This is a genomic window from Arhodomonas sp. SL1 (assembly GCF_052060015.1).
Taxonomy (GTDB): Bacteria; Pseudomonadota; Gammaproteobacteria; order Nitrococcales; family Nitrococcaceae; genus Arhodomonas.
Window position 1 is genome coordinate 1 of the sequence record NZ_JBPODZ010000006.1, and the last position, 12,571, is coordinate 12,571.

Consider the following 12,571-nt stretch of genomic DNA (forward strand, 5'->3'; position numbering starts at 1 on the left):
GTCACGCCAGTGGCATTGCCGGGTAGCTACGTACGGACGGGATAACCGCTGAAAGCATCTAAGCGGGAAGCCCCCCTCTAGATGAGATCTCCCCGGGGACGCGATCCCCCTGAAGGGCCGTGGAAGACCACCACGTTGATAGGCCGGGTGTGGAAGTGCAGCAATGCATGAAGCTAACCGGTACTAATGGCCCGTGCGGCTTGGCCATATAACACCCAAGCACTCCAAGACAACGCGCATGCCCAATCGATGCGGCAACCCCGACTTCCCGAACCAAAGCGGCGCCGGCGCGCGAGCGCGCGACGACGCCACACCGGCTCGCCTGGCGAGCATAGCGCGTGGGAACCACCCGATCCCTTTCCGAACTCGGAAGTGAAACCACGCCGCGCCGATGATAGTGCCGCCTCGCTGTGGTGCGAAAGTAGGTCATCGCCAGGCCCTTATCCCCAAAACCCCCGCCCCGGAAAACACCGGGACGGGGGTTTTCTCGTTGGGGGGTGCGAAATCGCGACGGCCACGGCTGCCGTGCGCCGGTAAGTTCAGGTACAGTGAGGCCCTTCGGGCGGCCCAGGGATGGGGCGCGAATTTGGGCCATAGGGCATCGCGGAGAGGGGCTAATGGCAAGCGGCTCAGTGAACAAGGTGATCCTCATCGGCAATCTCGGCGCCGATCCGGAGGTGCGGTATGCGCCGTCGGGCAATGCGGTGACCAACATCCGCGTTGCGACCACCGAGCAGTGGCGCGACCGCAACAGTGGGGAGCGCCAGGAGCGCACCGACTGGCACCGGGTGGTGTTCTTCAACCGCCTCGCCGAGATCGCCGGCGAGTACCTGCGCAAGGGCTCCAAGGTGTATATCGAGGGCCAGCTGCAGACGCGCAAGTGGCAGGGCCAGGACGGGCAGGACCGCTACACCACGGAGGTGGTGGCCCGGGAGATGCAGATGCTCGATTCCCGCGGCGGTGGCGGCGGTGCGCCGCGCAGCGAGAGCCGCGGGGCGCCGGCGGATGGCGAGGGTGTCGCCGAGCGCGCCCCGGAGCCGCCCCAGGACGATTTCGACGACGACATCCCCTTCTAACGGAGGCGGTGCGGTCCGACACACATGCGGCTTGCCAGGATCAAGCTCTCCGGCTTTAAGTCGTTCGTTGACCCCACCACGGTAACCCTCCCCGGGGATCTGGTGGCCATCGTCGGGCCCAACGGCTGCGGCAAGTCGAACATCATCGACGCCGTGCGCTGGGTGATGGGCGAGAGCTCGGCGAAACACCTGCGCGGCGAGTCCATGGCCGACGTCATCTTCGACGGCTCGAGCCAGCGCAAACCGGTCGGCCATGCCTCCATCGAGCTCATCTTCGACAACAGCGACGGTACCGTCACCGGGCAGTACGCGGGCTACAACGAGATCTCGGTGCGCCGCCAGGTCAACCGGGACGGCCAGTCCGCCTATTACCTCAACGGCACTCGCTGCCGGCGGCGCGACATCACCGACCTCTTCCTCGGTACCGGCCTCGGGCCGCGCAGCTACTCCATCATCGAGCAGGGGATGATCTCCCGGGTCATTGAGGCCCGGCCCGAGGAGCTGCGCCGCTATCTCGAGGAGGCCGCCGGGATCAGCCTGTACAAGGAGCGCCGGCGCGAGACCGAGCGCCGGATCCGCGACACCCTGGAGAACCTCGAGCGCCTGGAGGACGTCCGCGACGAGGTGGCCCGGCAACTGGAGAAGCTCGGGCGCCAGGCCGAGACCGCGGAACGCTACAAGGCGCTGCGCGAGGAGAGCCGGCAGCGCGAGGCGGAGCTTTTAGTGCTGCGACTGCAGGGGCTCGAGGCCGAACGCGAGCAGTTGGAGGCGGAGCTCCGTGACCGCGACCGCGCCATCGAGGCGGCGCTGGCCCGGCAGCGGGGTCTGGAGCGGGAGGCCGAGTCGTTGCGCGCGCGCCACGCCGAGGACGGTGACCGTTTCAACGAGATCCAGGCCCGTTACTATGGGATCGGCTCCGAGATCACGCGTATCGATCAGCGGATCAAGCACGAGCGCGAGCGCCGTGAGGCGAATCAGGCCGAGCAGTCGCGGATCCGCGAGGCGCTGGCCGAGCTGGAGGCCACCCTGGAGGGCGACCGCGAGAAGCTCGAGGCCGCCGATGCCCGTGTCGCCGAGCTGGAACCGGTGCGCGAGGCCCTGGACGAGGAGGAGGCCACCGCCATGGAGGCGGTGGAGCGGGCGAGCGCCGCCCTGGAGGATTGGCGAGGTCGCTGGGAGGACTTCAACGCCCGGGCGCGGGAGCCGGCGCAGGTCGCCGAGGTGGAGCGTGCCCGCATCGAGCAGCTGGAGGAGCAGGGCGAGGAGCGTCAGCGCCGCCGTGAACGCCTGCTCCTGGAGTTGGAGACCATCGACGAGGCGCTTCGGGAGGGTGAGGACGAGACGCTTGCGGAGCGTCTGGCCGCCCTGGAGGAGAAGATCGCCCGTTTCCGCGACGCCGTTGCCGAGCAGTACGGGCTACTGGCCGACGCCAAGGCCGAGCGGGACCGGCTGCTGGAGTCCCTGGAGACGAACCGGGGGGAGGCCACCGAGTGCCGTGCCCGTCTGACCTCGCTGGAGACCCTCCAGGAATCCGCCCTCGGCGAGGACGAGGCGGTGGCGGGCTGGCTGACGAAGCAGGGCCTGGCGGAATGCCCGCGTCTCGGGCGCCGGATCGAGGTGGAGCCCGGCTGGGAACGCGCCGTGGAGGCGGTGCTCGGTGGCCACCTGCAGGCGCTGCTCACTGATGAGCCGGAATCCCATCTGGATGCCCTGCCGATGGCGCCGGTGGAGGGGATTACCCTGCAGGGGCCCGTTGCCGCTCCGGCGAAGGCGCCGGCGCCGAACTGCCTCGCCGCCCGGGTGCGCGGCCCGCTTCCCGTCGACGACCTGCTCGCCGGTGTCTACGCGGCACCGGATCTGCAAGCGGCCCGTGAGTGGGCGCAAAACCTGGCGGACGGGGAACGCGTGGTCACCCCGGAAGGGATAATCCTCGGGGCCTCGTGGGCGCGGGGCAGGGGCAGCGGTGACGCGGAACAGGGCGTAATCGCCCGACAGCGTGAAATCGAGACGTTGCAGGAAAGGCTGGCGGCCCTCGAGGCGCGGATTGCCGCGACGGAGGGCGAGCACGAGGCGGTCGCCGAGCGGATCGACGAGCTCCGCGAGCGCCGCGATGACCAGAGCGAGCGCCTCGCCGAGGGCGAACACGAGCGGGCGCGCCTGCAGGCGGAGGTGGACGGGGCCCGGCACCGGCGCAACGAGCGCGAGGAGCGCCGCGAGGCACTGCGCTCGGAGCTCGAGGAGCTGGCCGGGGCGATGGAGGAGATCAACAGCGCGGTCCGTGCCGCGCGGGAGCGCCAGGACGAGGCCCTGGAGCGCAGCGAGGCCATGGACGAGGAGCGCGAGGCGCTCGAGGAGGAACGGCAGCGGTTGCAGGAGCGCCTGGATGCCGCCCGGGAGTCCGTGAATGCCGTGCGCGGGCGCCGCCACGATGTCGCCCTGCGCCTCGAGAGCGCCGGCACCGCCCGCAGCGGGCTGCGCGAGGCCATCGAGCGCGTCCGCCGTCAGCACGAGCGTCAGGGCGAACGCCTCCGGGAGCTGGAAGCCGAGCTGCCCGGTGACGAGGCGCCGGAGCAGGGGCTGGAGGACGAGCGTCAGCGCCTGCTGGAGAGCCGCCAAGGCGTGGAGCAGGAGCTCGGGGAGGCACGGGAGCGCCTGAGTGAGGCGGAGGAGCGCCTGCGCGCCCTGGAGGGCGAACGCAGCGAGGCGGAGCGCGAGGTCGCCGAGCTGCGCGAGCGCACCGAGTCGGCACGGTACCGCAGCTACGAGCTCAAGATCCGTATCCAGACCCAGGCCGAGCAGCTCCGGGATCTAGGCCGGAGCCGGGAGGAGCTGGCCGCGGCGTTGCCCGAGGACGCCGACGAGCCCGCGTGGGTGGCCGAGATCGAGCGCCTGGAGCAGCGCATCCAGCGCCTCGGCCCCATCAACCTCGCCGCCATCGACGAGTACCGGGAGCTCGAGGAGCGCAAGGGGTATCTCGATAGCCAGTACACGGACCTCAACGAGGCCCTGGAGACGTTGCAGTCGGCGATACGGCGCATCGACCGGGAGACTCGACAGCGTTTCCGCGAGACCTTCGACCAGGTCAATGCGGGGCTGCAGCGCCTGTTTCCGCGACTGTTCGGCGGTGGCAGCGGCTATCTGGAGCTCACCGACGACGACCTGCTGGAGACCGGGGTCGCCATCATGGCGCAACCGCCGGGGAAGAAGGTGAGCAATATCCACCTGCTCTCCGGCGGCGAGAAGGCGCTCACCGCCGTGGCCCTGGTGTTCGCCATCTTCGAGCTCAATCCGGCGCCGTTCTGCATGCTCGACGAGGTGGACGCGCCGCTGGACGACGCCAACGTGGGGCGGTTCTGCGAGATGCTCAGCGAGCTGGCGGAGCGGGTGCAGTTCATTGTGATCACCCACAACAAGGTGACCATGGCGGCGGCCAGTCACCTCACCGGCGTGACCATGAACGAGCCCGGTGTCTCCCGTCTGGTGGCGGTGGACGTGGCCGCCGCCGCGGAGCTCGCCGAGGGGTAGGGCCCGGGACTTGAGCTTGTTCCCCACGCCATGCAGTCTGTTCGCATCGGCGGCCCGGCCGGGCACGGCTGCAACCAAGTAATCGGATGGGAGAATGGACGAACTGCGCTGGTTACTGATCGTCATCGGTGCCCTGGTGATCCTGGGCATCTACCTGCATGGCACCATCCGGAACTGGCGCCATGACGGGCTGCCGTGGTCGAAGCGGCGACGCGACCAGCGCGAGCCGTTCGCCGGTGACGAGCTCCACGAGCCGCACCTCGATGACGAGCTGCCGGAGATCGACGATCCGCTGCGGCGGGACGGCGACCCCGGAGCCGACGCTGATTACCGCGAGGAGCCGCGGGCGGTGTCGTCGACCCGCGACGCCCCGGAGGGGGTATCCCCGGATCCCGGGGAAATGGCCACCGAGGACGAGGAGGACGACTCCCCCTATCCCGCCTGGGCCCGTTCCCGGGTGGAGGGCGTGCGCTCCCGCGCCGAGGACTGGCCCGTGCCGGAACGCGATCCCGCCCCGAGTGAGGAGCAGCCGCCGGCCGGGGGGCAACCCGATCACGGGTCCCAGGGCCCCGTCGCCGGCGATGAGCCGGTGACGGCTGGAGAAGACGAAAGCGTCTCCCGCTGGCCGCGTCCGCGGCTGGCCGAGCGTTTCCGTCGCGTGCTCTCCCGGGAGGAGGGCAAGGGGACGGAAGCCTCCGATGGCCCCTCCCAGGAGGGCCAGGGGGCGCCGGTCGATGTACCGGAGGGGCTGGAGGAGAAGATCGTCGTCATCAATGTGATGGCCGCCGCGGATACCCGCTTCGAGGGCACGGAGCTGCTGGAGGCGCTGGAGGCGCAGGGGTTGCGTTTCGGCGATCACGGCATCTTCCACCGCTATGTGGAGGGGCCGCGGGGCAAGGTCCCGGAGTTCAGCGTCGCCAACATCCTCAAGCCGGGCTGGTTTGACATCGATCGCATGGAGGGTTTCGAGACCCCCGGCGTGGCGATGTTCATGCGCCTCCCCGGTCCCTTTGACGCCGTCGACGCCTACGAGGAGATGCTCGCCGCCGCGCGGGGCCTATCGGAGCGCCTCGGTGGCCACCTCCTCGACGGACGCCGCTGCGATCTCACCCACCAGAGCATCGAGCACCTGCGCGAGGAAATGATCGAGTACCGCCGGCGGGCCCAGCTCGCCGCCCGCCAGCGCCAGTAACGGGCAGCCTTGATGAGCGAGACCCCCGATAATGGCGAGGCGGCCCGCCGCGCCGCCGAGCTCCGCGAGACCATCGCCTATCACAACCACCGCTATTACGTGCTCGACGCCCCGGAGATCTCCGATGCCGAGTACGACGCGCTGCTGCGCGAGCTCCAGGCGCTGGAGCACGCCCACCCGGACCTCGTTACCCCGGACTCCCCCACCCAGCGGGTGGGCGCGCCGCCACTGGAGGCCTTTGAGGAGGCCCGCCACGAGCTGCCCATGCTCTCGCTGGGCAACGTCTTCAGCGAGGCCGAGCTGCTGGAGTTCGACCGCCGCGTGCGCGAGCGCGCCGGTGCCGCGGTGGCCTATGTCTGCGAGCCCAAGCTCGATGGGCTCTCGGTGAACCTGCGCTACGAGGACGGCGTGCTGGTGGGGGCCGCCACCCGTGGCGACGGGCGCGTCGGCGAGGACATCACCGTCAACGTCCGCACCATCCGCTCGGTGCCGCTGCGGCTGGATAGCGAAGAAGCACCGTCGCTGGTGGAAGTCCGCGGCGAGGTGGTGATCCGCAAGTCGGACTTCGAGCGGCTCAATGCCCGCCGGGAGCGCGAGGGCGAGCGCCCCTTCGCCAACCCGCGCAATGCCGCCGCCGGTAGCCTACGCCAGCTCGACTCGAGGATCACCGCCCGGCGGCCACTGACCTTCTTCACCTTCGGTGTCGGGGCCTGCACGGCCACTTTGGCGGAGACCCACAGCGGCGTGCTCGAGCGCCTCGGAGACTGGGGGTTCCGGGTCAATGAGCATGTCCAGCGGGTGGAGGATATCGACGGTTGCCTGGCCTACTACCGTTGGTTGCTCGAGCGCCGCGACGAGCTGGACTACGAGATCGACGGCGTGGTCTATAAGGTGGACGACCTCGCTGTGCGCGAGCGCCTCGGGTTCACCGCGCGGGCCCCACGCTGGGCGGCCGCCCACAAGCTCCCGGCGCGGGAGGCCACGACGGTAGTGGAGGACATCCTCCCCTCGGTGGGGCGCACCGGGGTGATCACACCGGTGGCGGACCTGGAGCCGGTGGAGGTGGGCGGGGTGACCGTCAGCCGTGCCACGCTGCATAACCTCGACGAGGTCCGGCGCAAGGACGTCCGCATCGGCGACACCGTGATGGTGCGCCGCGCCGGCGATGTCATCCCGGAGATCACTGCCGTGGTTACCGAGCGCCGGCCCGAGGGGGCCGAGCCCTGGGAGATGCCGGGGCAGTGTCCGGTCTGCGGCTCGGAGGTGATCCGCCTGGACGACGAGGCGGCCCACCGCTGCGTCGGCGGGCTATACTGCCCGGCCCAGCGCATGGGGGCGCTGCTGCACTTCGTCTCCCGCCGCGCCATGGACATCGACGGCCTCGGCGAGAAACTCGTCACCCAGCTGGTGGAGCGGGAGATGGTCCGAACCGCCGCCGATCTCTACCACCTGGATGCACGGCGGCTCTCGGGGCTGGAGCGGATGGGGGAGAAATCCGCCGCCAACCTCATCGCCGCCATCGATGCCTCTCGCGAAACCACCCTGGCCCGGTTCCTCTATGCGCTCGGCATCAGTCATGTGGGCGAGGTCACCGCGCAGACGCTTGCCGAGCATTTCGGCAGCCTGGAGGCGATCATGGCCGCAGACCAGGAGGCCCTGGAGGCGGTACCCGACGTCGGGCCGGTGGTCGCCCAGAGCGTCGCCCATTTCTTCGCGCAGCCCCACAACCGGGAGGTCATCGAGGCCCTGCGGGAGGCAGGGGTGCACTGGCCCGAGCCGAAGACCGCGCCGGCCGACGAGGCGCCGCTGGCGGGAAAGACCTTCGTGCTCACCGGGACGCTGGAGGGCTATACTCGCGACGAGGCCCGGGCCCGGGTCGAGGCCCTCGGCGGCAAGGTCACCGGCAGCGTGTCCGGGAAGACCGACTACGTGGTCGCCGGCGCTGACCCCGGCTCCAAGCGCGACAAGGCCGAGGCGCTCGGCGTTACCGTCCTCGACGAGGCCGCCTTCCGTAACCTAATCGGGGAATAGCTCAGGAGTCTTCGCCGAAGCGCTCGGCGATGAGGCGCTCCAGGGCGTCCACCGCCTCGGCGGCGTCCTCCCCCTCGGCCTCGATGGTGATCCGGCTGCCGCAGCTCGCGGCGAGCATCATCACGCCCATGATGCTCTTTCCGTTGACGGTGCGGTTGCCGCGGCTGACCTGGATATCGCAGTCGAACTGGCCCGCCGTGGCCACGAAGCGGGCCGCCGCCCGGGCATGGAGTCCCAGGCGGTTGATGATCTCGACCTCGCGGATGACGTGTCGTGGCTCAGTGTCGCTCATCGTCTCCCGTCCGGTCCTTGGGGGTGGGTTCGACCAGAAGCACCCCGTCGCGTCCGCCGGTGTAGGCCTTGTCGCGCAGCGCCGTCAGGGACAGCTCCGGATAGTTGAGCACCCGCAGCAGCATCGGCAGGTTGACCCCGGAGACCACCGCCGTGCCGACCCGGTCACCGAGCTGCACCGCCACGTTGCTCGGCGTGGCGCCGAAGGCGTCGGTGAGGATCAGCACCCCGTCACCCGCATCCAGCTCCCGTACCATGCGCATGCCGCGGCGCACCATCGCCTCGAGGCTGCTGTCCTGGGGCACGTCCAGGTGCCGGGTGTACAGGGGGCAGGTGCCGAGGATGGTGTTGGCGGTGTGCAGCAGCTCCTGGCCGATGCGATTGTGGGTGACGATGAGCAGGCCAACGCTCATGGCAGCTCCCGATGGCGCAGGCTCACGTGCTCACGCTCGGCGCTGAAGCGCGCGTACAGCCGCTCCGCGAGGTAGACCGAGCGATGTTGCCCGCCGGTGCAGCCCACCGTCACCGTGAGATAGCTTCGGTTCTCCTGCTGGAAGCGCGGGATCCAGGCGCTGAGAAAGGCCTCCAGCTGCTCGTAGTACTCGCGGACCTGCGTCTGGGCCTCGAGGTAGTCGCGCACCGCCGGGTCCCGGCCGGTGTAGGCACGCAGCTCAGGGTGCCAGTGGGGGTTGGGCAGGCAGCGGGCATCGAAGACGAAGTCCGCATCCGGCGGCAGCCCGTGCTTGTAGCCGAAGGACTCGAACATCAGCGACAGGGCGAAGGGCTCGCGCACCACCCGCTCGCGTACCAGGTCCCGGAGCTGGTGGACGGTGGTGCGGGTGGTGTCGATGGTCAGGTCCGCGCGCTCGAGGATGGGTTCCAGGAGCTCGCGTTCCCGTCGGATCGCCTCCTCCAGGGAGGCCTCCAGGTGGCTTAGCGGGTGGCGGCGGCGGGTCTCGCTGAAGCGCTTGAGCAGGGTCTCCGGCTCGGCGTCGAGGAACAGGATCTCGCAGTGGATGCCTGAGCGGCGCAGGGCCTCGAGGATGGCGGGAAAACGCGCCAGATCGACGGGACGGTTGCGCGCGTCCACGCCAACGGCATAGCGCTCCTCGGCGCGATTGCCGCCCGCGATGGCGGTGATGTGGCGGCCGAAGGCCTCGAGCAGGTCCACCGGCAGGTTGTCGATACAGTAGAAGCCGGTGTCCTCCAGGGTGCTCAGCGCCACACTCTTGCCCGAGCCGGACAGGCCGCTGATGATGACCAGGCGCATCAGCCGGGCTCCCGGCCGGTGGACAGGCGGGTCTCGCGCAGGCCGGCCTCGATTAGGGTGGCGATCAGCGGCCCGGGGCGCAGGGCGAGCCGCGGTAGCGGGCGGCCCAGTAGACCGGTCCCTTGCCAGCCGCTGTGGCGCTCGTCGGTGCCCGCTTGCGGATCCAGGGTGACCACCAGCGCGATGGGGCTCGCCGTCGCCACCGCGTCCCGGCCGAAGTGCCGATCGACCCGCAGGGGGCCGAGGCCCCGGGGCAGGAGTGTGCCGCCGGCGCGCGGATCGGACGGACGGCCCACCACGGCGCCGCTGCCGCCCTCCAGGGTGACCAGATCGTCGGCGATAAGGGTATGGCCCCGTTCCAGCAGGGCGAGGGCGGTGTGGCTCTTCCCCGCCCCGCTGTCGCCGGCGAGCAGCACGCCTGAACCATCCACCCGCACCAGGGTGCCGGGGATGCCGGTACCGGCGGTGAGCCGTTCCAATGCCCGCTCCAGGCGCCAGGCGACGGTCTCGTCGTCACCGTCGATGCGCAGCCAGGGGGTCGCCGGGTCCGCCGGCGCCGTGGCCGTCGACCCCACCACCCATGCGCTCACGTCGCAGGCGTCGCTGGCGGGGTAGCGGCGCAGCGGGGCGCGCTCGCCGAACCAGCGCTCGGTGGGCACCGGCAGCACGATGGCCTCGTCGCCGCCGTGGGCCTGCGCCGACACGGCCGCGGCGAGGGCGGTGCGCGATACCCGGACCCGTGGCGTCATGCAGGCGCGCCGTCCAGGAGTCGCTGGTTGATCCGCTCGTAGAGGGCCTCGTCCGAACCGCTCGCGCGCAGCTGCTCGCAGAAGGCGCTGTCGCTGAACATCTCCGCGAGGGTGGCGAGGATCCGGAGGTGCTCGTCGGTGGAGTGCTCCGGGACCAGCAGGGCGAACAGCAGATCCACCGGCTGACGGTCGATGGCGTCGAAGTCCACGCCGCTATCCAGGTTGAGCACGGCGGCCACCGGGGCCTCGAGGCCGGCGATCCTTGCATGGGGCAGGGCCACGCCCCGCCCGAGGCCGGTGCTTCCCAGGCGTTCCCGGCCGATCAGGCTCTCGAAGATGCTGCGGCTACCCGGTTTCTCCGGGTCCTGGTCGAGCAGCTCGGCGAGCAGCTCGAGGCTGCGCTTCTTGCTGGTGGCATGCGCCCCGAAGCGTACCCGTTCGGGGGAGAGCAGTGCGGCAATGTTCATGGTGCCCCGACCTGAACTGGCAGTGTCCGAGATCCCGTGTGCGGTACCGCAGGCCGGGGGCCTGGATTCCGCACACGGGCGTTCGACGGGGCCGGCTATGCGCCGGCGCCGTTCATTCCTCTTCCAGCGCCTGACTCACCGGCCCGTCGGTGCGGTGATGGTCGGCGCGTTTCTCTTTGTGTTTGACCACCTGGCGATCGAGTTTATCCGTGAGCGCATCGATCGCCGCGTACATGTCCTCATGGACGGCCTCGGCGAAGATCCGCGCCCCGCTCAGCACCAGCGTGGCCTCCGCCTTGTGGGTGAGCTTCTCCACGGTGAGTATCACGTGCACATCGACCACATTGTCGAAGTGGCGCTCGAGCTTGTCGAACTTGCCCTTTACATAGTCCCGCAGCGAGTCGGTCACTTCGATATGGTGCCCGGTGATGTCGATCTGCATAGTGCCTCCTTGGGTCTCAGGCAAGGCGCTTTCGCTCCGTGGACGAAGCGATGGACATGGCCTCGCGGTATTTCGCCACCGTGCGGCGGGCGACATTGATGCCCTCATCCTGCAGGATGCTGGCGATACGGCTGTCACTGAGCGGACGCCGGGCGTCCTCCCCGGCGATCAGCCGGCGTATGCGGGCGCGGATGGCGGTGGCTGAGCACTCGCCCCCGTCGTTGGTCTGCACGTGGGAGGAGAAGAAGTACTTGAACTCGAAGGTGCCGCGGGGGGTGTGCATGTACTTCTGGTTGGTGATCCGGGAGATGGTGGACTCGTGCATCTCCACCGCCTCGGCCACTTCCCGTAGCACCAGCGGCTGCATGTGCTCCTCACCGTGCTCGAGGAAGTCGTGCTGGTGGTCGACGATGAAGCGCGCCACCCGCACCAGGGTATCGTTGCGCGAGCGCAGGCTCTTGACCAGCCACCGCGCCTCCTGGAGATGCTCGCGCATCAGGCGGTTGTCCGGGCTGCGATCGGCACGCCGCACCAGGGACGCGTACTCGGCGTTGATGCGTACCCGGGGAAGGGCATCGGGGTTGATCTCCACCTGCCAGCGGCCATCCTCCGCGCGAACGAAGACGTCCGGAATGACATAATCGACCTGCTGGCTACCGTAGCGCAGCCCCGGGTGCGGGTCGAGCCCTTGGATGAGCCCTAGCACCGCGGCCAGCGCCTCGTCGCCGAGGCCGGTACGCCGCTTCAGCCGCGCCGTCTGCCGGCTCGCCAGCAGCTCCAGATGCTCGCCCACGACGGCCATGGCCTCGTCCCGCCAAGGGGTCTCGGCCGGCATCTGCTCGAGCTGCAGGAGCAGGCACTCGGCGGGATCCCGGGCCGCGACGCCGGCGGGGTCGAAGCGCTGGACCAGGAGGAGCACGGCCTCGATCTCGCCGCTGGTCACCTGCCAGTCGGCGGGCAGGGCAGTCACCAGCTCGGCGGGGTCGGCGGCGAGGTAACCGTCCTCGCGGATCGCGTCGATGATGGCCTCGGCGATGGCGAGCTCCCGTGGGGGCAGGTCGCTCATGCGGGCCTGCCAGAGCAGGTGATCGCGCAGGCTCTCGGTGCCAGGGGCCGGGCCCGCGGCCTCGCGTTCGTCCTGCTCGGGGTCCCCCCGGCTCCACACGGTGGCACCGTCGTAGATGTCGTCCCAGGCGCTGTCCACCGGCAGATCCTCGCCGAGGCTCCGCGCGTCGGGCTCGTCGTCGGCCCGCGTCTGTCCGGCCTCGTTGGGCTCCGCTGCCTGCGCCTCGTTGTCCCCCTCGCTGTCGTCACGCTCGCCGTACGGGTCATGGAGGGCCTCCTCGGTGGCGGCCTCCTCGCCGTCCTCGGCGGCCTCGAGCATGAGGTTGGATTCCAGCGCCTGCTGGATCTCCGCGCGCAGCTCCAGCGTCGGCAGCTGCAGCAGCCGGATGGCCTGCTGTAGCTGCGGCGTCATGGTCAGTTGCTGGCCGAGACGGAGCTGGAGCGATTGTTTCATTGCCGCGTG

At 70.0% G+C, this 12,571-nt stretch carries 11 protein-coding genes and 2 rRNA genes; 6 read left to right on the forward strand and 7 right to left on the reverse strand.

The annotated features are described in order from the left end of the window. From ACQ754_RS09815 to ligA, 6 genes are all read left to right on the forward strand, one after another. Positions 1–208, forward strand: a 23S ribosomal RNA gene (locus ACQ754_RS09815); the annotation flags it as partial. 113 nt (positions 209–321) lie between these two features. Then, a 5S ribosomal RNA gene (gene rrf, locus ACQ754_RS09820) occupies positions 322–438 on the forward strand. 179 nt (positions 439–617) lie between these two features. Continuing rightward, positions 618–1,076 (forward strand): single-stranded DNA-binding protein, encoded by a 459-nt coding sequence (gene ssb / locus ACQ754_RS09825; RefSeq protein ID WP_440996849.1) that lies wholly within the window; start codon positions 618–620, stop codon positions 1,074–1,076. Positions 1,077–1,100: 24 nt separating this feature from the next. Then, positions 1,101–4,601: a chromosome segregation protein SMC gene (gene smc / locus ACQ754_RS09830; protein ID WP_440996850.1), complete on the forward strand. Its 3,501-nt coding sequence runs from the start codon at positions 1,101–1,103 to the stop codon at positions 4,599–4,601. A gap of 94 nt (positions 4,602–4,695) precedes the next feature. Then, entirely contained in the window at positions 4,696–5,793 is a 1,098-nt protein-coding gene (gene zipA, locus ACQ754_RS09835; RefSeq protein ID WP_440996851.1) for a cell division protein ZipA, read from the forward strand. A 12-nt stretch (positions 5,794–5,805) separates the two neighbouring features. After that, positions 5,806–7,824 (forward strand): NAD-dependent DNA ligase LigA, encoded by a 2,019-nt coding sequence (gene ligA, locus ACQ754_RS09840; protein WP_440996852.1) that lies wholly within the window; start codon positions 5,806–5,808, stop codon positions 7,822–7,824. A 1-nt stretch (position 7,825) separates the two neighbouring features. Here ligA and ACQ754_RS09845 read toward each other — a convergent pair whose 3' ends face one another. From ACQ754_RS09845 to ACQ754_RS09875, 7 genes are all read right to left on the reverse strand, one after another. Then, the gene (locus ACQ754_RS09845) at positions 7,826–8,116 is read right to left on the reverse strand and encodes an HPr family phosphocarrier protein (protein WP_440996853.1); all 291 of its coding nucleotides are present in this window, start codon (positions 8,114–8,116) and stop codon (positions 7,826–7,828) included. Beyond that, complete coding sequence (locus tag ACQ754_RS09850; RefSeq protein ID WP_440996854.1) at positions 8,103–8,528, reverse strand: PTS sugar transporter subunit IIA; 426 nt, start codon at positions 8,526–8,528, stop codon at positions 8,103–8,105. The genes ACQ754_RS09845 and ACQ754_RS09850 overlap by 14 nt, the downstream gene beginning before the upstream one ends. Further along, a complete protein-coding gene (gene rapZ, locus ACQ754_RS09855; RefSeq protein WP_440996855.1) occupies positions 8,525–9,385 on the reverse strand; it encodes an RNase adapter RapZ in 861 nt (286 codons plus the stop codon). The genes ACQ754_RS09850 and rapZ overlap by 4 nt, the downstream gene beginning before the upstream one ends. Beyond that, positions 9,385–10,134, reverse strand: coding sequence for an HPr kinase/phosphorylase (locus ACQ754_RS09860; protein ID WP_440996856.1), 750 nt, complete (start codon positions 10,132–10,134; stop codon positions 9,385–9,387). Before ACQ754_RS09860 ends, rapZ begins: the two co-directional genes overlap by 1 nt. Then, positions 10,131–10,601 carry a PTS IIA-like nitrogen regulatory protein PtsN gene (gene ptsN, locus ACQ754_RS09865; protein ID WP_440996857.1) on the reverse strand — a complete coding sequence of 157 codons (471 nt, stop codon included), beginning with the start codon at positions 10,599–10,601 and terminating at the stop codon, positions 10,131–10,133. Before ptsN ends, ACQ754_RS09860 begins: the two co-directional genes overlap by 4 nt. A 112-nt stretch (positions 10,602–10,713) precedes the next feature. Next, positions 10,714–11,043, reverse strand: coding sequence for a ribosome hibernation-promoting factor, HPF/YfiA family (hpf, locus tag ACQ754_RS09870; protein WP_440996858.1), 330 nt, complete (start codon positions 11,041–11,043; stop codon positions 10,714–10,716). A gap of 16 nt (positions 11,044–11,059) precedes the next feature. After that, complete coding sequence (locus tag ACQ754_RS09875; RefSeq protein ID WP_440996859.1) at positions 11,060–12,562, reverse strand: RNA polymerase factor sigma-54; 1,503 nt, start codon at positions 12,560–12,562, stop codon at positions 11,060–11,062. Positions 12,563–12,571 lie beyond the last annotated feature (9 nt).